General features: G+C 60.1%; 20 protein-coding genes. 15 read left to right on the top strand and 5 right to left on the bottom strand.

The window, feature by feature from the left end; genetic code table 11:
• Nucleotides 1-38: 38 nt before the first annotated feature.
• Nucleotides 39-881, bottom strand: coding sequence for a 1-phosphofructokinase family hexose kinase (locus Q8N40_RS04730; protein ID WP_305710990.1), 843 nt, complete (start codon nucleotides 879-881; stop codon nucleotides 39-41).
• Between the two features lie 265 nt (nucleotides 882-1,146).
• Between Q8N40_RS04730 and Q8N40_RS04725 the strand changes: the two genes are divergently transcribed.
• The 4 genes from Q8N40_RS04725 (at nucleotide 1,147) to Q8N40_RS04710 (ending at nucleotide 6,210) form a co-directional block, all read left to right on the top strand.
• The gene (locus Q8N40_RS04725) at nucleotides 1,147-1,992 is read left to right on the top strand and encodes a universal stress protein (protein ID WP_305710989.1); all 846 of its coding nucleotides are present in this window, start codon (nucleotides 1,147-1,149) and stop codon (nucleotides 1,990-1,992) included.
• A 543-nt stretch (nucleotides 1,993-2,535) separates the two neighbouring features.
• A complete protein-coding gene (locus tag Q8N40_RS04720; protein WP_305710988.1) occupies nucleotides 2,536-3,885 on the top strand; it encodes a sodium-dependent transporter in 1,350 nt (449 codons plus the stop codon).
• Between the two features lie 106 nt (nucleotides 3,886-3,991).
• On the top strand, nucleotides 3,992-5,860 hold the full coding sequence (gene ftsH / locus Q8N40_RS04715; protein WP_305710987.1) for an ATP-dependent zinc metalloprotease FtsH: 1,869 nt from the start codon (nucleotides 3,992-3,994) through the stop codon (nucleotides 5,858-5,860).
• A 62-nt stretch (nucleotides 5,861-5,922) separates the two neighbouring features.
• Complete coding sequence (locus Q8N40_RS04710) at nucleotides 5,923-6,210, top strand: hypothetical protein (protein WP_305710986.1); 288 nt, start codon at nucleotides 5,923-5,925, stop codon at nucleotides 6,208-6,210.
• Here Q8N40_RS04710 and Q8N40_RS04705 read toward each other — a convergent pair.
• The gene (locus tag Q8N40_RS04705; RefSeq protein WP_305710985.1) at nucleotides 6,197-6,619 is read right to left on the bottom strand and encodes a hypothetical protein; all 423 of its coding nucleotides are present in this window, start codon (nucleotides 6,617-6,619) and stop codon (nucleotides 6,197-6,199) included. The two genes, Q8N40_RS04710 and Q8N40_RS04705, sit on opposite strands and share 14 nt — an antisense overlap.
• 253 nt (nucleotides 6,620-6,872) lie before the next feature.
• Entirely contained in the window at nucleotides 6,873-7,241 is a 369-nt protein-coding gene (locus Q8N40_RS04700; RefSeq protein ID WP_305710984.1) for a hypothetical protein, read from the bottom strand.
• Between the two features lie 159 nt (nucleotides 7,242-7,400).
• On the opposite strand from Q8N40_RS04700, the gene ppk2 reads away from it, so the two are divergent.
• The gene (ppk2, locus tag Q8N40_RS04695) at nucleotides 7,401-8,654 is read left to right on the top strand and encodes a polyphosphate kinase 2 (protein ID WP_371135616.1); all 1,254 of its coding nucleotides are present in this window, start codon (nucleotides 7,401-7,403) and stop codon (nucleotides 8,652-8,654) included.
• Between the two features lie 373 nt (nucleotides 8,655-9,027).
• Nucleotides 9,028-10,041 carry a TerC family protein gene (locus Q8N40_RS04690; RefSeq protein ID WP_305710983.1) on the top strand — a complete coding sequence of 338 codons (1,014 nt, stop codon included), beginning with the start codon at nucleotides 9,028-9,030 and terminating at the stop codon, nucleotides 10,039-10,041.
• Between the two features lie 648 nt (nucleotides 10,042-10,689).
• Here the strand turns inward: Q8N40_RS04690 and Q8N40_RS04685 are convergent.
• Nucleotides 10,690-11,538 (bottom strand): universal stress protein, encoded by an 849-nt coding sequence (locus tag Q8N40_RS04685; protein ID WP_305710982.1) that lies wholly within the window; start codon nucleotides 11,536-11,538, stop codon nucleotides 10,690-10,692.
• Nucleotides 11,539-11,809: 271 nt separating this feature from the next.
• Nucleotides 11,810-12,301: an ATPase inhibitor subunit zeta gene (locus tag Q8N40_RS04680; protein ID WP_305710981.1), complete on the bottom strand. Its 492-nt coding sequence runs from the start codon at nucleotides 12,299-12,301 to the stop codon at nucleotides 11,810-11,812.
• Between the two features lie 97 nt (nucleotides 12,302-12,398).
• Between Q8N40_RS04680 and Q8N40_RS04675 the strand changes: the two genes are divergently transcribed.
• From Q8N40_RS04675 to Q8N40_RS04635, 9 genes are all read left to right on the top strand, one after another.
• A complete protein-coding gene (locus Q8N40_RS04675; RefSeq protein ID WP_305710980.1) occupies nucleotides 12,399-12,581 on the top strand; it encodes a hypothetical protein in 183 nt (60 codons plus the stop codon).
• A gap of 154 nt (nucleotides 12,582-12,735) precedes the next feature.
• Nucleotides 12,736-13,389: an efflux RND transporter periplasmic adaptor subunit gene (locus Q8N40_RS04670; RefSeq protein WP_305710979.1), complete on the top strand. Its 654-nt coding sequence runs from the start codon at nucleotides 12,736-12,738 to the stop codon at nucleotides 13,387-13,389.
• The gene (locus Q8N40_RS04665) at nucleotides 13,376-13,984 is read left to right on the top strand and encodes an efflux RND transporter periplasmic adaptor subunit (protein WP_305710978.1); all 609 of its coding nucleotides are present in this window, start codon (nucleotides 13,376-13,378) and stop codon (nucleotides 13,982-13,984) included. The genes Q8N40_RS04670 and Q8N40_RS04665 overlap by 14 nt, the downstream gene beginning before the upstream one ends.
• A gap of 3 nt (nucleotides 13,985-13,987) precedes the next feature.
• Entirely contained in the window at nucleotides 13,988-17,218 is a 3,231-nt protein-coding gene (locus Q8N40_RS04660; protein WP_305710977.1) for an efflux RND transporter permease subunit, read from the top strand.
• Nucleotides 17,219-17,411: 193 nt separating this feature from the next.
• Nucleotides 17,412-18,305, top strand: coding sequence for a LysR substrate-binding domain-containing protein (locus Q8N40_RS04655; protein WP_305710976.1), 894 nt, complete (start codon nucleotides 17,412-17,414; stop codon nucleotides 18,303-18,305).
• A gap of 210 nt (nucleotides 18,306-18,515) precedes the next feature.
• On the top strand, nucleotides 18,516-19,487 hold the full coding sequence (locus Q8N40_RS04650; RefSeq protein WP_305710975.1) for a sodium-dependent bicarbonate transport family permease: 972 nt from the start codon (nucleotides 18,516-18,518) through the stop codon (nucleotides 19,485-19,487).
• A gap of 187 nt (nucleotides 19,488-19,674) precedes the next feature.
• Entirely contained in the window at nucleotides 19,675-21,036 is a 1,362-nt protein-coding gene (locus Q8N40_RS04645) for an IS1182 family transposase (protein ID WP_305710974.1), read from the top strand.
• A gap of 396 nt (nucleotides 21,037-21,432) precedes the next feature.
• A complete protein-coding gene (locus Q8N40_RS04640; RefSeq protein WP_305710973.1) occupies nucleotides 21,433-22,086 on the top strand; it encodes a DUF6064 family protein in 654 nt (217 codons plus the stop codon).
• 207 nt (nucleotides 22,087-22,293) lie between these two features.
• Complete coding sequence (locus tag Q8N40_RS04635) at nucleotides 22,294-22,596, top strand: hypothetical protein (protein ID WP_305710972.1); 303 nt, start codon at nucleotides 22,294-22,296, stop codon at nucleotides 22,594-22,596.
• Nucleotides 22,597-22,661 lie beyond the last annotated feature (65 nt).

The raw sequence follows: 22,661 nt of genomic DNA, 5'->3' as shown, positions 1-22,661 counted from the left end.
CCACGGCAATTGACCGCCGGTGTCAGCAATGGCGCGGTTCAAATGCTGTGAATGGTCACCTGACTGTACAGTCGCCCGACGTCTTCGCGGCTGCACAATTCCGTGCCTGGGGTGATGAGCGCCGCGGAACCGGCTGCGATGCCGTACTGGAATGCGTCGGCCAGATCTTGGCCAGATGCAAGAGCCCAAACCATGGCGCCAAGGAAACTATCGCCAGCGCCGACAGTGCTCGCCGGTTCAATCGGGAGCGCCAATGCCCGCAACACAGCGTCGTGGGTCACCAGCAGGGCGCCTTGGTCTCCGAGTGTCAACACGACGACCTTGGCGCGCCCGGCGTCCACCAGGGCACGGCACGCGGCCAGCCAGGATTTCTCGTCTTCGAGAGCTTGTCCCGTCAGCTCCCTCAGTTCGCGTAGATTTGGCTTGATGAGGTACATGCCTTCCTGCACGGCGGCCGATAAGGCCGGTCCGGAAGAATCGAGCACGAGCTTAGTGCCCCAGTCTTTCGCCATTCGTGCGACCCTGGCGTAGAAGTCATCCGGCACTCCGGGAGGCAAGCTTCCGCTCATGACCAGAATGCCCGGTCGATCCGACAGGTGCCGGAGCTCTTGTATGCACTGCTGCCATTCCGGCTCGCTGAGCGAAGGCCCGGGCAAGACAAACCGATATTCGTCGCCGGTCTCATTCTCCAAGACCGTAAAGCTGAGGCGGGTCTCGTCGAGCACCTCAAATGTCAGTCCGTGGATGCCCTCTTTCTCAACGATGCGGCGAAGGAGTTGTCCGGTTGCGCCGCCAACCGGATAGATCGCCGTGACTTCGCCGCCCAGCGGGAGAGCCTTGATCCATCGCAAGCTGGCGACAGACCGGTCGCGTAGGTTCATTCTATAGTTAAGTTGCGGCATTCAGCCACAGGAGAGCTTGGGATGAATGCAGATGAGAATGCGCGCCCAGAATTAGAGATTCGGCGTATCAATCTTGATACCGAGAAGACATTGCGAGTCAAATCACGACATTCGCGTGCTCTGCGTCCAGAGGTATTCCGCGGGCTTAGCCGTGATGACCGCAACGGTTCTGGTCTGGGTGAAATTTGCTGTCTGCGCCGCTCTGATCGGGTGACTGAAGGCGTTGTCGATTTGGGAGGGCGGCATGTACAGAGAAATTCTGGTTTACACGAGCACAGGTGATACGGCTCGTCGAATGACTGAATATGCGGCCAGGTTCGCAGCCGCGCTCCAAGCGCGGCTTGCTGGGCTCGTTGTCGAGGTCGATTTCATTGACTATTCGGAAACAGATAGAGCAACTGACTCTGACACGGCATCCATTGTTGAATTCCTTCTCAAGCAGCGCGCCAAGAATCACGACGCCGCGCTTCGCGCCGGTGCTTTGTTTGAGGAGATGGCGGGTCACCGCAATGTCTTGGACAGCACGCATTACAAGAGATGCGTTTCTGCCGAGATACCTGACGTTGTGATGGAAATGGCCCGACTTTATGACTGCGCACTCTTGCCCTCACATGAAGAGGTGGGCGGGTTGCAAGTCCCAATCATTGAGGAAGTGCTCTTCGGCTCCGGCCGGCCCTTGATCGTGCTTCCGAACGATCGCGATATCGTTTGTGCTTTGGGTCATGTTGTCGTGGCTTGGGATGGCAGCCGCCCCGCGACCCGGGCGGTCCATGATGCGCTGCCGGTCCTGCGCGAGGCGACCGCCGTAGACATTTTGACAATCACCCAGGAGAAGCCGCTGGACCGTTTGCCGAGTGGGCTCGATTTAGTGCGGCATCTTAAAGCACATGACATCAGCGCGAGATATGAAGAAGTCCACTTCAGTGGCGAGCCTGTAGGCGAGCAGATCATGACTGAGGTGCTACAACGCGGTGCCGGGTTTTTGGTCATGGGAGCTTACGGACACTCCCGAGTGAGGCAAATCGTGTTTGGCGGTGCAACCCGGACAATTCTGAAAGGTCCCCATCTGCCAGTATTGTTATCGTACTAACCAGCGCGGTTGACTTTCCTGATGCGCTCAACCAAGCCACGCCTCATCCCTTCATTTCGCCGCCAATTTCCGCGCGTGGTTCGAGACGCCACTGCGATGATCGGTGTGTGTGTTGACCTGGATCAAGGCTTGGCCCTGATTGATAGTCCAAGTTTTCAACAACGGGTGGGCGCACAGGCTAGTCCCCACTTGGGAACCAGCGACGATGGAAGGGAAGCGAACTCCAAAACGTCGTGAGGAGCGTGCTGGTGCCAACCTTTTAGACTATGACGAATTCGCCACCACTTCTCGTGGGCGCACGCGCGCGAACTCCTCGACGGTCTGCCCGGCGGAGGATTGAACATCGCCCGCGAAGCAGTGGACTGCCACGTAATCGCCGGTCGCGGCGGCAAGGATCGTGACCATCACACCTGTACGGCGGGGCGTTCTTCTTGCCTTGATCTTCTGGGTGTGCTTCGCGACGTCATCCGTCGCATGGACCATAATCGGCGGCAGCGCAGTTATTGAAATAGCAACTCGGTCATTGATCCCTGGAGATTATTTGTGAACCTTGATAGATCCGCCAACTCCGCAACTTGGTCGTCGAGTCATGGCTTCCTGTTGGCAACCATCGGCTCGGCGATAGGGCTCGGCAACATCTGGCGCTTTTCCTACCTGGCGGGTGAGAACGGCGGCGGCGCATTCATTTTGATCTATGCGTTGGCCATCGCCTTCATCGGTCTGCCTGTCATGGTCGCCGAGTTCGCGCTGGGGCGCGCCGGCGGCGCTGATCCTACCTCAGCCTATCCTCGCATTTCGCGCCATCGTGTGACGACGGCGATCGGCTGGCTCGCGGTCGTCGCCTGCTGCGTGACGCTGGCCTATTACGCCGTCGTCGCCGGGTGGGTGGCACGGTATCTTATGGTCGCGTTGACCAGCGGCTTTGCGTCTGCGCCGGCAGTCGGGCACGGCGCGGCGTTCGCAGACTTCACCGGGCACACCGCCTGGCCCATTCTCTGGCAAGGCCTCGTCATGGTCGCGACCGCCGCGGTCGTGGCTGCCGGCGTCAACGCCGGGATCGAGCGACTATGCAAGGTTCTGATGCCGGCGCTCGCCGTCGTCATTGTCGGACTGGCGCTTTACAGTCTGAGCCTGCCGGGCTCGGGGAGGGGTCTTGCGTTCATGTTTCTACCCGACTGGCCGGCACTGGGACGACCGCAGGTCTATCTGGCCGCACTTGGCCAAGCCTTCTTCTCGCTCGGCGTGGGTTACGGTACGATGCTGACCTACGGTGCCTACGCCGGGGCCGGTCAATCCTTGACCCGCAACGCGCTCCTAGGCGCGGTTGCCGATACGCTGTTTGCGCTGGTGGCCGGTGTTGCGATCTTCGGCGCCGTATTTGCGTTCGGTCTCAACCCGGCGAGCGGGCCCTCTCTTGCCTTCATCACTCTGCCCGAAGTTTTCGATCGGATGCCCGGTGGCACTCTGTTCGCGATCGCCTTTTTCGGACTTCTGTTAGCCGCAGCTCTCACCAGCGCAGTCGGGCTCTTGGAGGTGCCGGTCGCCGCACTGATAGAACGGACTGGGACCTCGCGACGGCGTGCGGCGTGGCAGATTGCTGGCTTGATCTTTGCTCTCGGCATCCCGACGGCGTTGGGATTTGGTCCACTCAAGTCGATCACCTTTGCGGGCATGGGCCTGCTTGAGACTTATGACATGATCGTCGGCGAAATCCTGCTGCCAGTGTCGGTCCTGGCAGTCGCGGCCTTTGTTGGGTGGTTCTGGGCACCTGCTCTATCGGAAAAGGCTTCAGGCCTGAGCGGGCCGGTTGGTCGCGCATGGCTCGGACTGCTCCGGTATGCGGTGCCAATCGTGATTGTGGCTCTCTTTGCTGCTTCGCTCCTGAAGACGTGAAGGCACGATCGACCGATGACGCTCAAGTCTGCCCTCGACGTGTGTGTTATTCTGAATGGATTACGGTGAACAATGCTTAAGAATAGGAAAGCGAAGGGAGTGTCCGATGGACAAGAAGACCCAGATCCATTTCTGGTACATGTTTGCCGCAGTGGTCGGAATTTTGTTTTTGCAGAATCTGTACGTTCAAAGTACCAAGATTGCGCCGATCCCCTACAGCCGGTTTCAGGCTTTACTGGATCAGGGCAAGGTGAACGAGATCGCGATTACCCAGAATCGTATCCGTGGCTCTCTGAGAGAGGCGGAGCCCGATGGGTTGAAGGATTTCGTGACCACGCGGGTCGAGTCTGATCTGGCTGAGAAGCTGGATAAGCACAATGTAGTCTACACAGGAGTGATTGAGAGCACCTGGATCCGCGACCTGCTATCCTGGATCCTGCCAATGGCTATCTTCGGAGCGATTTGGGTGTTCGTAATTCGCCGCATGGGCCAGGGGGGCCTTGGTGGCGGGTTGATGTCAATCGGCAAGAGTCGCGCCAAGGTATTCGTCGAGAAAGAAACCAAGGTTACCTTTGCCGACGTGGCCGGCGTCGACGAGGCAAAGGAAGAGCTGGTAGAGATCGTCAATTTCCTGAAGGACCCGGAGGGTTACGGCCGGCTCGGTGGCCGTGCCCCGAAGGGGATACTGCTCGTCGGCCCGCCCGGTACGGGCAAGACGCTGCTGGCGCGCGCAGTGGCTGGCGAGGCCGGCGTTCCGTTCTTCTCGATCTCAGGCTCGGAGTTCGTGGAGATGTTTGTTGGCGTCGGCGCTGCCCGGGTGCGTGATCTGTTCGAGCAGGCGCGCAAGATCGCGCCTGCCATCGTCTTCATCGACGAGCTCGATTCGCTCGGCCGCGCCCGTGGCGCCTACAGCCTGGGCGGGCATGACGAGAAGGAGCAGACGCTTAACCAGCTGCTGGCCGAGCTCGACGGTTTCGACCCAAAGGGCGGCGTGGTATTGCTGGCCGCTACCAACCGTCCTGAGATTCTCGACCCCGCGTTGCTGCGCGCCGGGCGGTTCGACCGTCAGGTTCTCGTTGACAAGCCGGACAAGAAGGGTCGCAAGGATATCCTTGCTGTCCACTTGAAGAAAGCGAAGCTTGGCGTCGACGTGAAGCCGGAAGAGATCGCGGCACTGACGCCGGGCTTTACCGGCGCCGATCTCGCCAATCTGGTCAACGAGGCGACATTGCTTGCCACGCGGCGCAATGGTGATTCGGTGACCATGGACGACTTCAACAATGCCGTTGAGCGCATCATCGCTGGGCTGGAGAAGCGCAACCGCTTGATCAATCCGCATGAACGCAAAGTGGTGGCGATCCACGAACTCGGCCACGCCCTGGTGGCGCTGGCGTTACCCGGTAGCGACGCCGTGCATAAAGTGTCCATCATTCCGCGTGGTGTCGGCGCGCTCGGCTATACGATCCAGCGACCGACTGAGGACCGCTATCTGATGAGTCGCGCAGAGTTGGAGCACAAGATGGCCGTGCTGCTGGGCGGCCGCGCGGCGGAGCATGTGGTGTTCGGCGAGATATCGACGGGAGCCGCAGACGACCTCGCTCGCGTTACCGATATTGCCAGCGCGATGGTGCTGCGTTACGGAATGAGCGAGGCGCTCGGCAACGTCGCCTATGACCGCGACCGCTCTCCATTTCTGCAGGGCATTCCGTCGATGCCGGAACCTCGCGCCTACAGCGAGGACACCGCCCGCGCGGTGGATGGCGCAGTTCGCGCGCTGGTCGATGCCGGATTCGCTCGTGCGGTCAGCATTCTAGAGCGCAACCGTGCCTTGCTCGATCGCACAGCGGAGCAACTGCTCAAGAGCGAGACGCTCAATCAGCCTGAGATAGAGATGATGAAACAGCAGATTATTGGCGACGAGGCCCCACCAGCAGCAGCGACTGCTGCAACCGGCCTGCTTGCGGTTTCATCATAACCGAAATTATGGTGTGTTTGGAGCCAGCGGTTGTAGAAGCATATCGGGTTAGATTGGATGCCATGATGGCGCCGGATAATAATATCGAAAGCGATCGCAGAAAGGACAATCGCGATCATGACCGACGGCACGTATCGAATGGGCAAGATGCCACAGGCCGTCGGATTTCGGCGAAGGTGGCTGGCGCGATTGTGGCCCATTTCCATACGCTATATCGCGCCAGCGCTGATCACAGTGATATTTCTGCGATCGCTGTCGATCGTTTGACCGATCGTTCCAAGATGCAATGCCCGGCCCGCCACATGTGCGTTGCCGGCCACGGCCCCGGATTTGGAGTCACGCTGCCTTGACGGGGGCGGCCCCCCTCGCTTCGGACGGCGAAGCGTCCGTCTGCTTCTCGCTGCCCAGTAGTGCCAATGGCGGCGCAATAGCGCGAGCGACCGCGATGGATTGTTGTTGGCAGGCCAATCCATCGGCCATCAGCCGCTGGAAAGCACCCCTGGCCCAGTCCTGATACTCGCGGACCAGATCGACCGAAGTTTCGGCTTTGAACATCCGTTGTGCGGCTTCCAGCGCGGCATGAGTTCCAGCATGGCGTCGCTCGAACCAACCATTTGCGAACGTCTGCATGTTATCAACCAGCTTGTCCTGATTCTTCCAGTAAGAGCATGCGTTCTTCCGCAGCGAGTCCGACATTTCCGAAGTCAGAAACATGCGTGGCATGGCGTTCAACTGCTCGGTCACATTCACGGCTTTCATGTTGCATTTCTCCATCAGGTTATTTGCCAGGACTCCAACCCAAGTCGGTCAATGATCTCGCCTTCACGCGTGTCCTCATCAATGCGTTCCGCGCCGCTGCTCGTGTTCAAATGCAGTGTCATCGTAACTAACTGACCTTCTTCCATCGTCGCCTGCCACTTTGGATCGCACCCTTGATAGGGGCTTGGCCGAACGAACGCCAATTGGATTGCTCAATGCTGTCGATTGAGGGTTTGAAGGGCTGCTCGACGGATTAGCCGAGGCCTTGATCAGGCAGATCGGAACCTCTCGGCTGGACCGGTGCCAGACCGTGAAGATCATGCATCGGCTTTTCCAATGGCAAACAGCGGGAAAACTCGTTTCCCAAATCGAGCCGCCAAGAGGATAACGCTTTCACGTTGAAGGAGAAGCAACGATGAAGACTGGCGCGCAGCCTATGGAAGTTCAGTCGAATTTCATGAAGGAAGACCTTCGTCAATATGAAATACCGGCGCGCGGCGAGGCAAGCAAAAGTCGATTGCCATTGTGAAAGTGCGTCGCCGTTCCAAACAGCCTGCGTCGAGCGAAGCACAGGAGCCGATTGATCGTTACCGTGATTGACCTGGCAGTTGTCGAAAATCACTACCTTGGCACCTCATCATGTGGGACCGCCGGGCCAGCACACAGATAAACTTCATGCCGGATTCGGGCCCCTCTGGCGGCCAATCTCACACTGCGATGTCGGATGGCTGATTTGTCCCTACGTCATTGCGCAGCGGGCATCTGGGTTTGGGAGCAAAGAGTGCACGATCAAGTCAGAGCTACAGGCAGCAGTGTTACCGGCCGCCAGAACAAGTCGCCGGCGCGCGGCAAGGTCGCTAAAGCCGCGAAGCCCCCGAATGCTCTGGTAAAGCAGGGCGACATAGCGCCCACGCTCACGACCGATGACATACATAAGTTCGTTGTCGAGCAGGCGACGAAAGGCAAGCAGCAGGCAGCGGTCGCAGCCATCGAGGCGATCCGGCACGGTCCACCAGAACTCGCACCGGACAGCGAGCCAATAAAGGCGATACTGGCCGGCGCAGCGCCGGATGATGCGGCACGCCTGCGATCCGTATTCGAGGAGCCCAAGAATGCGGAGGCTGGCACCGCGAGTCCTTCCGCGCCCGATGGGATCAAACCGACGGTTCCCCTGCGCGAACACAGTCAGCGCCGCACTAGCGACGAACTCGCCGACGACTGGCGGCGCGGCTATCCCTACAAGTTCAAGATGCTGCGGCGTGACTATGAGGATCAGAAATTCGTCTTGCAAACGGAGCTACTAAAGCTGCAGGCATGGATGAAGGCAACGCAGCAGAGACTCATTCTTCTGTTCGAGGGCCGGGACGCGGCCGGCAAGGGCGGCGCGATCAAGAGGGTCATGGAGCATCTCAATCCGCGCGGCGCGCGGGTGGTAGCGCTCGAGAAGCCGAGCGAGGTCGAACGCGGACAATGGTATTTCCAGCGCTACGTCCAACATCTCCCGACCGCCGGCGAGATAGTGCTGTTTGATCGTAGCTGGTATAACCGCGCCGGCGTCGAGCATGTGATGGGCTTCTGCTCGCAAGCGGAATATGAAGAGTTTCTGCGTCAGGTGCCGGAGTTCGAACGCAACCTCGTTCGCAGCGGGATCCACCTCATGAAGTTCTGGTTTTCGGTGAGCCGCGAAGAGCAGCGCCGACGTTTCAAGGAGCGGGAGGTTCACCCGCTCAAGCAGTGGAAGCTCTCGCCGGTCGATCTCGCCTCGCTCGACAAATGGGACGACTACACCCGCGCGAAGGAGGCTATGTTCTTTCACACTGACACCGCTGATTCGCCTTGGACAGTGATAAAGTCCGATGACAAGAAGCGCGCTAGGCTCAACGCTATGCGCTACGTGTTACATGCCATGCCCTACAAAGATAAGGAGCCCGAACGCATTGGTCCGGTGGACGACCTCCTGGTCGGCCGCGCCAATATTATTCACGAACGCGGCGAGCATAACCTCGTAGCTGGGCGATATGCGAGGCAAATGTAGGCGATGCGCGTAATGACCGCGCAGGTAGCAGGGTTTGCCAGATGCCCTTGCCCGTCCGGCAAAATGTGTCCCGATTGTCTCGGTGAAGTGTCATCCGGTTAGTCTTGTTTACGGCTTGTCGGACACCTGCCGCTGATGGATAAGGCTACAGGCACGTGCGGCAGGCGTCCGACAAGCCTGAGGAGAGGACGAGGATCAGGTTCGCTTGGTGCCGCGCGCATTATGGGGATAGTGGCGTCACCCGTTATGTCTGGGTCGATTCGCTTGGCCGAGTCCAGGTGGCGTGAGGCGGTCGCTGATGGGACAGAGTGGCAAAGCTGAGAATTTTGAGTCGGCGTCGGAATTGCGGCGAGTACACTTGGAGGACTCGATGATGGGAGAGACCGTTTGGGCGTGGCTCGGCTTCAACCTGTTCGTCCTGGCTTTGCTTGCTCTTGATCTCGGTGTCCTTCACCGGAAGGAACGCGAGATTAAGGTCGGCGAAGCCTTATGGCTAAGCCTCTTCTATATCGTTTTGGCGCTACTCTTCGCCGGCGGCCTCTTCTGGATCCGCGGAGAGCAGGCCGGTGTCGAGTTCCTGACCGGCTATCTCATCGAGAAATCGCTTAGCGTCGATAACATCTTCGTCATCGTCCTCATCTTCACCTACTTCGCCGTTCCGGCACAGTATCAGCACCGGGTTTTGTTCTGGGGGATTCTCGGCGCGTTGGTCATGCGCGGCATCCTGATCTTCGCTGGGGTGCAGTTGATTGACAAGTTCGCGTGGATGGCCACCGTGTTCGGCGCCTTCCTGATTGTCACCGGCGTGAAGATGCTGCTGGTCGCCGATGCTAAGCCCGATATCAATAATAACGTAGTTCTCAAGCTCCTGCGACGGCGCTTGCGCGTGACCGAGAGCTACGAAGGCAAGCGCTTCTTCGTGCGGCGCAACGGCGCGCTGTTCGCGACGCCGCTCTTCCTTGTCCTCATGATGGTCGAGTTCACCGACCTCGTGTTTGCGGTCGACTCGATCCCGGCGATCATCGCCGTATCACGGGATCCGTTCATCATCTATACTGCGAACGTATTCGCCATCCTCGGCCTCCGTGCGCTTTACTTCGCGCTTGCTAGGATCGTGCCGCGTTTCATCTACCTTAAGTACGCGTTGTCACTGATCCTCGTCGTGGTCGGCGGTAAGATGATCGCCAACTATTTCTATGGCGAAAAATTCATCCCGACGGAGCTGGCGCTTCTCATTACTGCGGTCCTGATCGGCGGCTCGATCGCCCTTTCGCTGCTGCGTACCCGTGGCGCAATGCCGGCCGAGCCCGCGGCGTTACCAACCGGCTGGGTGCCTGGCAGCCCCGCGCAATCGACAACCGAAAGGTCCAAAGGTAAGCCGCAATAGCGGTCCCACCTAGCGGCACTAGCCCAACTCTTCGACGCTCTCCGCGACGGAGCACCGAAGGGTTATCATCATGAACGTTCAAGCTCCGAATTATCCTTATCCTGAAGCCCGCTGGCTCGCAGGTGTCCCCCATGGCGCGGATGCCCGCCTCGGTCTCGCCGCCGCCATCAGTTGAGTGGGATTTCTACTGCCACACTGCTCATGGATGCGGGGCCATCCTAATCCTCGCCATCGCGGCATTCCTGATCGAGTTTCCACTTCAACGGATCTGCCGATTCGACATCAGGGGCGGACCCATGCATGTGAGCTCAGGCAAACCTGCTGAAAAGGCTTAGATCGTCTCATGCCAGCACCGCCCCCACCGTTCGATCTCGACACCTGCGCACCTTCGCCGCGGTGGCCGCCGTCGCCGGCCGCGGCGGCAATCGCGATTGAAAGCGTCAAGGCGACCCCGGTCAACTGTGCCGCAAGGTCGAGCCCGTAGACGAGAGCGGCCTAACCGTAAGCGAGCGCCGCAGGGCGACCTGCACGTGCGCCGGATCGTCGTCCATCGTCATCGCAAGGTCCTCGCGCGGGGTCGGCAAGTCATCCGGCGACTCAGTGGACATCCTGATCGCGACAGGCGACGGACGTCCTCTGCGTGTCCAATCAATGTGAGAGCATTATCGGGAGCGGCGGTTGAGCAATCATGCTCTTGGTTGCCCCTCCCATAATGAAGTCTCGCACACGCGAGTGACCATAGGCTCCCATAACCAGAAGATCGGCGTTCCGCGAGGCAACACAAGACCTGAGGACATCTCCAATAGCACGACCCTCAGCGTCGACGGTGTCAAGAACGACCTGAACGCCATGACGCGCCAGATACTTCGCCAGCTCAGCGCCGGACAACGGCGTATCAATTGCTTTCTCGTTTGTAATTGTGATTACAATTACGCGCTTCGCTTTTTGCAGAATCGGAAGGGCATCTGCCACGGCCCGGGACGCAGGCCGGCTGTAATCCCAGGCGATAAGTACCGTATCAAGGGCAAATGCATCAGCGCGTTTTCGCGGTTGTGGGATAATAAGTGTGGGGCGTCCGGAACCGAAAATTATCGCCTCGGCGCATCCTTGCTCATCATTGTCGCCCTCCCGAAGAGGTACGATAGTTAGATCTCGGAGACGGGCATACTCGACAAGCAGTTCGGGGACCTCCGGCTTCAAGCACCGATCCAGTATTCGATCTTGGAAGACCCCCTGCTTCTCCGCGGCATCTCGGAAGGCGGTTAGAAGGCTCTCCGCATTCGTCGCGCTCTTTCTGGACTCAGCAGCAGCCATTGCTTGAATATCCATCACCATATCGGCCAAGAAACTTCCAGGAGCTCGAATTTCGACCGCACAAGCGATGGCCGAGATTTGGGCTCCAACAGCAGATGCGAACGCGATCGCTTCCTCTACCGCGGACACCGGTGTGGGGTCCGGATAGGTCGTGAGTGCGAGAAGAACATCCTTGACAGCCATCGGGTTCCCTAATCTGCATATGTAGTCGCGAACAAATCGCAGTATCGACTTCCCGGGCCACATTGAGGTTGATCTGCCTCAACGCAGCCCTTTCTATTCAAACAAGCTTTTGAAGCTGCTTCTTCGGCGCGGTGGGGTGCGTTTTATGAGAGGTCCTCCGCCGCCCGATCTCAAAGCTTCAGGCGTCGGTCCTCAAGTTTTTGTCGTCGCTACGCATTATCGCCTCCACGCACTATCCAAATCGCCAATTTGCGATGGCGACTGAGAGAAGCTACAGACTGGCTCGCAGCGCCATCTCGCGAAAACAAATGCGCAATCTCCGGTCGCTCATCGGCTTCCCGCGGCAAGCCAGGTCGGCGGCAACTTTCGCGATCACGTCATCATGGCCTGGAATCCGGTGATCAGCCAAGTGAACCGAGAGAGCGTAAGCCTCAAGGGCGTCGCCCTCCAGTCCTGCATGCCTCCCGGCCCACAGCCCGAAAAGCACGTTTCTGCGAGCGATCTCGCCTTCACGCGTGTCTTCATCAATCCGTTCCGCGCCGCTACTTGTATTCAAATGCGGTGTCATCGTAATCGGCCTCCCTTCATTTTCGCCTGCCACTTTGGATCGCACCCTTGATAGGGGCTTGGCCGAACGAACGCCAATTGGATTGCTCAATGCTGTCGATTGAGGGTTTGAAGGGCTGCTCGACGGATACGCCGAGGCCTTGATCAGCAGATCGGGACCTTTCGGCTGGACCCGCGCAAAGGCCGCGAAGCTCATGCATCGGCTTTTTCAATGGCAAACAGCGGAAAAACTCGTTTCCCAAATCGACCCGCCAAGAGGATAACCCATTTTCAAGTTGAGAGGAGAAGCAACGATGAAGACCGGCGTGCAACCCATGGAAGTGCAGTCGAAATTCATGAGGGAGGACCTTCGTCAGTACGAAATACCGGCGCGCGGCGGGCAATCGAAGTCGATTATCGTCGTGAAAGTGCGCCGCCGTTCCAAACCGCCTGCGTCGAGCGAAGCACAGGAGCCGATTGATCGTTACCGTGATTGACGAGAAGGGATCGTTCGACCACCGCACCGACCGGCCGATTGTCAGAAACCCACTGGCCCCGCTATCATCATCCCGTGCATCGCGAGCACCCTGCGCGTAGCACGGCCTTTACACGAGCCTCTTGCGCCGTCCGGGTATGCGTCGTCCCTCACGGATGAAGCACGAAAGCACCAGCGACGGCAGTTCTGGTCTCCAAGGCCGAGGCGACAAGACGCTTGAACAATCACGTCAGCAAAAATGGACTCGGATTAGCATCATGACTGCGCTTATTGCCTCGAAACGAATCATCATGTCGGTGCTGCTCAGCTGGTTGTTGCTGGGCGCCGCTGCCTCTGTCAACGCGGGCCCTGCAGCCGATCAATCCAATGACGTCATGATCTCACTCGAGGAACGCAAGATCCGGGCGGCCGGCATCAGTACGGTGCCTGTCGAACCGGAGCGTGGCGAGACCGAGTTGTCGCTGCCCGGCACGGTGGCCATCCCGCCCTCCCAGCTCCGCGTGGTAGCTGCGCCGGCGAACGGCCTGGTCGAGGCGGTGCTTGTCGCCACCGACGAAAACGTGACGGCCGGCCAGCCGATCGCGCGCTTGCGCTCGCCCGATCTGGTCGAGGCACAGCGGCAATATCTCGCCGCCATCGCCGACGAGGCACTTTCCGCCGATCGCCTGCGCCGCATCCGCTTCCTGTGGGAAAGCCGGGTCACGCCAGAGCGCGAACTGCGTGTCGTCGAGACGGAAGCCGTCAACGCCAAGTCGCGTCTCGACGAGCGGGCCCAGATACTAGGCCTGATGGAAAATGTCGGAGGCTGATATCGAGACGCTGCGCAGCTCGCGGCGGATCCTGAGCTCGGTCACGGTGCACGCACCGATCACGGGCACAGTGGTGCGACGCGACGCAAGCCCCGGACAGCGTGTAGAGGCTGCTGCGCCCGTGGTCTCCCTTGCGGCGCTCGAGCCGCTGTGGATCAACATCCAGGTGCCCGCAGCACGTTTGCCGGCGATCACCGCCGGTCAGGCTGTCGTGATGCCGGCTTACGGGGTGCAGGGACGCATCATCCGGATTGGCCGTACCGTCGAGGCCTCGACGCAGTCAGCCGTCGCGGTCGCTGAAATCGGCTCGGCCAGTGGCACGATCCGCCCAGGGCTTGCCGTCCTGGTCACGATCCGCATCAGCCAGAACGGCGCATCGCAATGGTCAATACCCGCGACATCGGTCGTACGTCACCGCGACCGTGCCTGGGTATTCGTGAAAGACCCCCGGGGCTTTCTCGCGCGACCTGTCCAGGTAATTTCGGAAAGCGCGCACAGCGCTTCGGTTCGCGGTCCTCTCGCTACCGGTGATGAGGTGGCCGATCGCGGAATCATCGCGCTGCTCTCCGAACTCGCGGCCGCGGACAAGGACTAAGCCATGCTTTCCGGACTGGTCGACCTCGCGCTGAAGCAGCGTCTCATCGTGTTCATCGGGGCTATCGCGTTGGCCGTCTGGGGGACGATCGCCTACCAGAAGCTTTCGATCGACGCCTTTCCCGATGTCGCACCGATCCAGGTACTGGTTTCGATGCAGGCGCCCGGCCTCAGTCCTGAGGAACTTGAGAGCCGGGTCACAACCCCCATCGAGCTGGCTGCGCGCGGCATCCCGAACCTCGTGCGCATGCGATCCACGACACGATACGCGGTCGCGCTGCTGACCTTCGAGTTTGCCGACGGAACCGATATCTTCTGGGCCCGCGCGCAGGTCAATGAGCGCCTGCAGGAGGTGCGCGACCAGCTTCCCGCCGGCAGCGACGGCGGCCTCGCTCCGATCGTGACCCCTCTCGCAGAGATGGTGATGTTCACCATCGACTCGGCGAGCATGTCGACGCAGGAGAAGCGGTCGCTGCTCGACTGGACGATCCGGCCGGCGCTGCGCAGCCTTCCGGGTGTCGCCGACGTCAATGTGTTGGGGGGCCATGTGCGCACCTTCGAGGTGATTCCGTCGGCCTCCGCCATGGCCGCGCGCGGCATCACCACGCAGATGCTGGAGAAGGCTGTCGAGGTTAACAACCGCAACGACGGGGCCGGACGCATCCGGAACGGCGAGGAAGCGTTGCTGGTCCGGTCGGAAGGTCGCATCCAGACCCTGGACGATATCCGCAACACCGTGGTGGCGACGCGCAGCGGCGTGATCGTGCGGGTCAGCGACATTGCCGACGTGAGGTTCGGCTCGCTCGCCCGCAACGGCGTGGTAACGGCGGATGCGGCCGGCGAGGCCGTGTGGGGCATGGTGCTCGGCCTGCGTGGCGCCAATGCGCGCACCGTGGTGGACGGCGTGAAGGCGCGCTTCGCTTCACTCGAGCCGCAACTGCCCGAGGGCGCCCGCATCGTGGTTTTCTACGACCGCAGCGAACTGATCGGCAAGGCCGTCTGGACCGTGCAGAAAGTGCTGCTTGAGGCAATCTTGTTCGTCGTCGTACTGCTGCTGCTTTTCCTTGGAAATCTGCGCTCGGCACTGGTCGTTTCGCTGATCCTGCCGCTTGCGGTGATGACGACCTTCGGTGTGATGCGCCTGCTGGGATGGTCGGCAAACATCATGTCGCTCGGGGGACTGGCGATAGCCATAGGTTTGCTGGTCGACTGCGCCGTAGTGGTGGTGGAAAATGTCGAGCACCGCCTTTCCACCGTAGAAAAACCCAATCTTGCCACGCGCCTGCGCCTCGCCTTGGAGGCAACGCGTGAGGTCGCCGTGCCGCTCGTATCGGGCGTCGCCATCATCATCCTCGTGTTCATGCCGCTGCTTGCCTTGCAGGGTCTGGAGGGCCGGCTGTTCAGCCCGGTTGCGCTCACCATCGTGGTGGCGCTGATCGCCGCGCTGCTGCTCTCGCTAACCGTGGTTCCCGCGCTGTCCGCCCATCTGCTGCGCACCGGCGCGCATGCCGAGCCGTGGCTGGTGCGCAAGCTGCACGCCGGCTACGATCCGCTGCTCGCCTATGTGATGCGGCGGCCCATCGGCGTTCTCGTGGCAGTCGCGATCGGCATCGCGGCGGTCGCCGTCGTTTTCCCGCGCATCGGCAGCACCTTCATGCCCGTCATGGATGAGGGCACGCCCGTCATCACCATCCGCAAGTTTCCAACTATTTCGGTCGACGAAGCGGCGCAGACGGATCTACGTATTCAGCAAGCCCTCAAGGCGGAGATTCCCGAGATTCGGCGGGTCATCGCCCGGGCCGGCGCCGACGAACTCGGCATCGATCCGGTCGGCCTCAACGAGACCGACATGTTCATGACGCTGGCTCCGCGCGGCGCGTGGCGGGGCGACGACATGCGCTGGTTCCTCGGCGAACTGCGCCGCGTGCTCGACGGCATTCCGGGCATCAGCTACGCGCTCACCCAACCGATCGATATGCGGGTTCAGGAAATGATTATCGGTGCGCGCGGCGACGTTGTTGTCAAGATGTTCGGTGACGACATTGCTACCCTGAACCGGGTGGCTCGCGACGTCGCTTCCGCGATTCGCTCTGTCCCAGGCGCGATCGACGTTTTCGCGCTTCGCAACGCCGGGATGCGCTACTTCACGGTGGCGGTCGACCGCGCCCAGGCGGGCCGCTTTGGGCTGAACGCCGAGGAGGTACAGGAGGCGCTCAGAGTCTGGGTCGACGGCCGCCGCCTCGGCATCGTACTGGAGGGTCAGGTGCGGACGCCACTGGTGATCCGCGGCGAGGAGCGTTTGCGAGCGTCGGCCGCCGACCTCGCGCGGGTGCCGGTCGTGCTTCCCGGTGGTGGCACTGTCGAACTCGGCCAAGTTGCGAACATCCGGGTCGAGGACGGGCCTATTCAGGTGATCCGCGAGGACGGCCAGCGCTTCGCGACCGTGCTGGCGAACGTGCGCGGGCGCGACCTCGTCGGCTTCGTCGACGACGCCAAGACGGCTGCGGCGCGCGTCGAACTGCCCAAAGGATATTCGCTGGTCTGGGGCGGACAGTTTGAAAACCAACAGCGGGCGGCGGCGCGACTCGCGATCGTGGTGCCGATTGCGCTGGGCGCCATCTTCCTGTTGCTCTACCTGACGTTCGGATCGTTGAGACAGGCTACCCTGGTTTTCTGTAACGTGCCGTTTGCGACGATCGGCGGCGTTGTCGCGCTGTGGGCATCAGGCGAATTCCTCTCGGTGCCGGCCTCCGTGGGCTTCATCGCCCTCATGGGCATTGCAGTTCTCAACGGCGTGGTGCTGGTTTCCTACATCAACGAGGTCTGCGCCCGCGGCACACTGCCGTTCCGCGAAGCCGTGATGGAGGGTGCGCGACGGAGACTGCGACCCGTCATCCTGACGGCGTCGATTGCCGCGCTCGGCCTCGCTCCGTTCCTGTTCGCCGATGGTCCCGGAGCGGAAATCCAGCGCCCGCTCGCCAGTGTGGTGATAGGCGGACTGATCACCGCGACGGCGCTGACCCTGCTGCTGCTTCCCATCCTCTACGACCGCTTTGCATTGCCTCGGGCCGAACGCCGAAGGCTGGCCGAACAGGAATATGACCGCGAACAGACCGGAGAGCCGTCGGACGCCCGACTTCGGACTCCGCCGATCGTCACGCAGGAGGTGCCGGGGCGTCGGGCCAGATCCCTCGAGCAGACGGCTGCTGACGCTCCAGCGACAACCGAGGGCTAACGATGCAACAATTTGGCGTCATGCTAAGCGCCTATGGCTTCGTCGTACGGGACCCGATAAAAGAACGTAGTCCAGCCGCGGGAAGCAGAACCGATATGAAGGTGCCGTCCCAATCGGATTTCGAACGCGAACGGAGCGGGATTGGTTTGATGACATTCTTCCGCAGCACCCCAAGTGAACCCAGGCGGCAGCTTTGAGCACACCATTACCGCCGTTCGACTTTGACCTGCTTCGGACATTCATCGCGGTGGTCGACAATGCCAGCTTCACCCGCGCCGCCGAACGAGTTGGCCGCACTCAATCCACGGTCAGCCTGCAGATCAGGAAACTTGAACAGAACCTCGGACGGCGCGTGTTCGAACGCGATGGCCGCGATTTCCTGCTGACACCCGACGGTGAGATTCTGCTCAATTATGCACGGCAGTTGCTTCATCTTGCCGACGAGGCACGTTCACGCATTCTCGAGCCTGACGTCGAAGGCAACGTACGTCTTGGAACCCCCGAGGACTTCGCCACCGTTTACCTTCCGGACATATTGGCGCGGTTCGCACGAACCCATCCGCGCGTTGCCCTTGAGGTCAATTGTAATTTCAGCTCCAACCTGCTGGAGGGATTTTCCAAGGGTGAGTACGATCTGGTTCTGGTCAAACGCGAGCCTCAAGGACCGGCCGGCGGAATTTCCGTCTGGCGCGACACCTTAGTCTGGGTGAGTGGACCCAAGCTGCTGCTGGACGCTACCCGCCCCATTCCGCTGGTGCTGGCGCCCGCCCCCGACGTCTATCGCAAGCGTGCTCTTGCCGCCCTTCAAGCCGCTAAACGAGAGTGGCGGATCGTCTACACCAGTCCGAGCAGCGAGGGCCTGCAGGCTGCTGTCCGCGCCGGCTTGGGAGTGACGGTGCTGTCGAAGGATATGGCGCCAGAAGGCCTGATGATGTTGGGCGCAGAACATAACCTTCCTACGATGCCTGATACCGAAATCGCGTTGTATCGGGCACCCGGAACGTTATCCCGCGCTGCTCAGCTCTTGGCAGACCATATAACGCATTCGCTAGAAATTGCGGCCGGGCGCGGCAACTCGGCGACCTAGCCCTGGCATCACGGCGATGATGCATCACAACGGGTGCTCTTGATGATGCCGCAGCAGCCCAGCCCGCCAGGGGCTCTACCGCCGCTCGAATCCATTGGAATCCTCAATCGCCCCCAGCGAGATAACTCATTTCACATTTGTGCAGAACCCCGGCAAAAGCCGGTCAGCGAGAGAAACTTCAAACCGCCTGCGAGAAGGTTCCAAGCCAGGATGTTCGATCTTGCCTTTCAGAACCTCCTGTCTCCAATGGTCCTGTTCTTCGTCCTTGGGCTCCTGGCGGCGTTGGCACGCTCCGACCTCTCCATTCCGGAGGCCATCGCCAAGCTTCTCTCTATCTATCTTCTCTTATCGATTGGCTTCCGAGGCGGCGTCGAAGCGGCACACCATGGTTTCACCGGCGAGTTGATCGCGACGGTAGCGGCAGGGATCCTGCTGTCGTTCGGCATCCCCTTCGTCGCATACGCATTGCTACGGGCGACCACAAACCTGAAGGCCGTTGATGCAGCCGCCGTGGCCGGACACTATGGTTCGATTTCAGCAGTCACCTTCGTCGCGGTAACAGGTGTCCTCGACCAGCTGTCCATTCCCTATGACGGCTATCTCGTCGCTGTTGCCGCTGCAATGGAAACGCCCGCCATTCTTGCGGCGCTGCTAATTGCACGGCGCACGGACGAACCAACTGCGAGGGTGGCGGGCGGAGACTTCCTGCGAGAGGTAGCGTTCAACGGCTCGATTTTCATCCTGATCGGAGCTCTTGTCATCGGCCTGATCACTGGTCAACGTGGCATGACTATGTTGAAGCCTTTCATTGTTGACGCGTTCCCTGGAATATTATGTATCTTCCTGCTCGATATGGGACTGGTCGCTGGTCGCGGTCTCAAACAGGGCTGGCGATATCTTTCCATTACCGTGACGGCCTTTGCCGTTGTGATGCCGCTGATCAGCGCAGCATTGGCCGCCACAATGGCGACCTTGATAGGCCTTTCCGCCGGGAGCACTGCTGTCCTGATCACCCTTGCAGCCTCAGCGTCCTACATCGCAGTGCCAGCCGCGATGCGTCTTGCGTTGCCCGCAGCCAACCCGGCCATTGCCCTGACGCTGTCGCTTGGCGTGACCTTTCCGTTCAACTTGTTACTAGGAATTCCGCTCTACATCGCCGCGGCAGGCCGTATTGCGCAATAGGAAAGATTGCGCTGGAATATTCGAGCCTCAACCGAGATGGTTATTGATGGGAGCTGAGTTCGTTTCCGAATCAAAAGCTGCCTTCAAGTGACTGACGGCTATTGGCGGATTGTGTTGAAAAACTCGGTGTTGAAGCCGACCGTGATCACTGATTCATTCTGTCCCGTCGGGGCGGGAGATCGAATCGATGATGGGTCCGCGGCAGGTTGATCAGGCGGCGCTGTTCTACGAATTCTCTCTTGAGCGACACGTTCCGGCAACTCACATGCTGCGGTCGATCGACCGTTTTGTCGATTTGTCAGACGTTCGGAGCCACTTGGCTCCATTTTACAGCTCTACTGGCCGGCCTTCGATTGATCCCGAACTGCTTGTCCGGATGTTGCTGGTTGGCTACTGCTACGGCATTCGTTCCGAACGGCGGCTGTGCGAGGAGGTGCACCTGAACCTCGCGTACCGTTGGTTCTGTCGGCTCGGCCTCGACGGCGAGGTGCCGGACCACTCCACCTTCTCCAAGAATAGGCATGGCCGCTTCCGCGACTGCGATCTGCTGCGAAAGCTGTTTGAGACCGTGGTCCGGCGCTGCATGGCCGAGGGGCTGGTCGACGGGGCTGCCTTTGCTGTCGATGCCAGCCTAATCGCTGCCGATGCCAACAAGCAGCGCTCTGCTGCCGGGTCTGATGAGGTCGACTGGGAGGCCCTTGCCAGGACGCGCCGATCCGTCCGGGAATATCTCGACACCCTGGATGAGGCTGCCTGGGGCACTGCCAGCGATACGGTACCGAAGTTCATCTCCAGATCGGATCCAGCCGCACAATGGACCGGCGCTCACAAGGGGCATGCCTTCTTTGCTTACGCCGACAACTACCTGATCGACCTGAAGGCGGCGATCATCGTCGATGTCGAGGCGACGCGAGCTATCCGGCAGGCCGAGGTCGGTGCGGCACGCACAATGATTGAGCGTACCGAAGATTGCCTCGGGCTTTGTCCCGAGCGCCTGGCCGCCGACAGTGCCTACGGATCAGCCGAGATGCTGGGGTGGTTGGTCAACGAGCGCGCCATCGAGCCGCACATTCCGGTGTTCGACAAGTCGGCCCGTGCCGATGGGACGTTCTCGCGCGGAGACTTCGACTACAATCAGGAAGCCGATATCTACGTCTGTCCAACTGGCAAGGTGCTGGGCTCTACCGGAACTCTGGTGAACGACGGAGCAACACTGCTGTATCGCGCCAGCAAATATGACTGCGACGCCTGCGAGCTCAAGCCGCGTTGCTGTCCGATGATGCCCGCCCGCAAGGTCCCACGTTCAATTTACGAGAACGCTCGAGACGTGGCGCGCGTCATCGCCAAGACCGAGGCTTACGTGACGTCGCGGCGTGAACGGAAGAAGATCGAGATGCTGTTCGCACATCTCAAGCGCATCCTGCGCCTCGATCGGCTCAGGCAGAGAGGTCCGCTTGGTGCTCAAGACGAGTTCCTACTCGCTGCCACCGTCCAGAACCTCCGAAAGCTGGCAAAGCTGATCCCGCTGCCCGCCCCAGTGCCTGCCTGAGCACAAACGAACCCTCGCGCGCCTTGCTCCTCGCGACATCTTGAATGGTTAGGCCGCCGACTTCTTCAACACAATCGGCGCGAAGCGGTCATTGGCAAACTCAATCGTATCGGTAGCATCGATAAGAATAGTGCTTGACCAGCACAGCATTTTTCGCTGGCTGGGATTTGAGCTACAGCGTTGGAAGGGGACCAGTCAGATCAACGGTAGACCTGGCCTAAGATGAAGCGGCTGAGTAGTTCGCTGCTCCGACTGCCTCGTGGCAGTGCCAACGCATTAGCGATGTGATGTTCTGAGGAGATGCCATCAAGCGGTCAACTTTTTAGAAAACTTTGCTCCAAATCAAAGCACTGCATCAGGAGCCGCCTAGGTAATTTGGAGCATGGGAGGCGAGCCATGCTGCCCTTTACGCCCGAGCAGTTCCGTTTTGTCTTTGTGGATTACAACCACTCCATTTGGCCGGCCCAGATTGCCGCATATCTGCTCGGTGGCGTCGCGGTCGCATTGCTCTTCCGCAAAAGGCCGGAGGGAGACCGGGTCATTGCCGGCAACCTGGCGATGATGTGGTTGTGGACGGGCGTCGGCTATCACTTGCTTTCGTTCTCCTCGATCAACAAGGCTGCCTACATTTTTGCGGTGTTGTTCATTTTCCATGGCTGCTATCTTCTCTACGTCGGCGTGTATCGCTGTCAGATTGATTTCGGTCTACGACCCGGCCTGCCAGCCGTCATCGGTGGGGCGTTCGTGGCCTACGCGGCGATTATCTATCCGGTGATTGGCGTAGCCGCCGGCCATGCCTATCCCGAAATGCCGATGTTTGGCGTTACGCCGTGCCCCATGGTCATTTTTACGTTCGGGCTCCTTCTGTTGACGGTCCGCCCTGTGCCACGCTGGCTTCTTGTCGTTCCCTTTATCTGGTCTTTGATTGGGGGCAGTGCCGCCATTCTCCTGCAAGTCCCGCAAGACTGGCTTCTCCTCGTCAGTGGTGTGATTACCGTACCGCTGTTGGTTCTTCGAGACCGGCAGACGATGAAGGAGGGGATCGCTTGAGGAGTCGGCAGCGGGAGGGCCGCGGCCTCCGACCCTTCGCCTAAACAGGCCAGCGCCAAGGTGTAACGTCGCTGCCGGAGCCGACCATGAAGATGCCGTTGCCTTTTTGCCCCGGCCGGATTATGACGTGCTCAGGGGAAATACAGTCTCCCCTTGAGGCTACGGTCCAAGAACTGTGCAACGCTCGACCTGTCGAGGGATTTGCACATGGACACGAGCAAGCCTCCAATTTTTCCCAGTGAATTTCGTTTGCCGTCTGCTTCTGAGCGGACCCCCGCAGATATTGATATCGCGCCCCCCGGTTTGACGAAGTCGGACGAACTCGCCGCTGTCGAGCCGCAAAGCCACCCCGGACCAGTACCTCGCGATAGACCTTCGATCGCCGTCTATTTCCGGAACGAGGAGGAAGTCAGCGAAGGATTCTTCATTGCGTTGAACGCGATGGGGGTTGCAGTCATCGATCCGCTCCCCGAGCCACCCATGCATCCCATCAGTGGCGCAAAGCCGTGAAGACGCGGCCTTCACGACAGCGCACGACCATCATCGCAACCACGCTTTTCCTCACTGGAGTGAGT

The sequence above is a fragment of the Bradyrhizobium sp. genome (assembly GCF_030693485.1).
GTDB lineage: Bacteria > Pseudomonadota > Alphaproteobacteria > Rhizobiales > Xanthobacteraceae > Bradyrhizobium.
The sequence above is the reverse complement of the archived record's forward strand: the minus strand, read 5'-3'. Positions and strand labels throughout refer to the sequence as shown.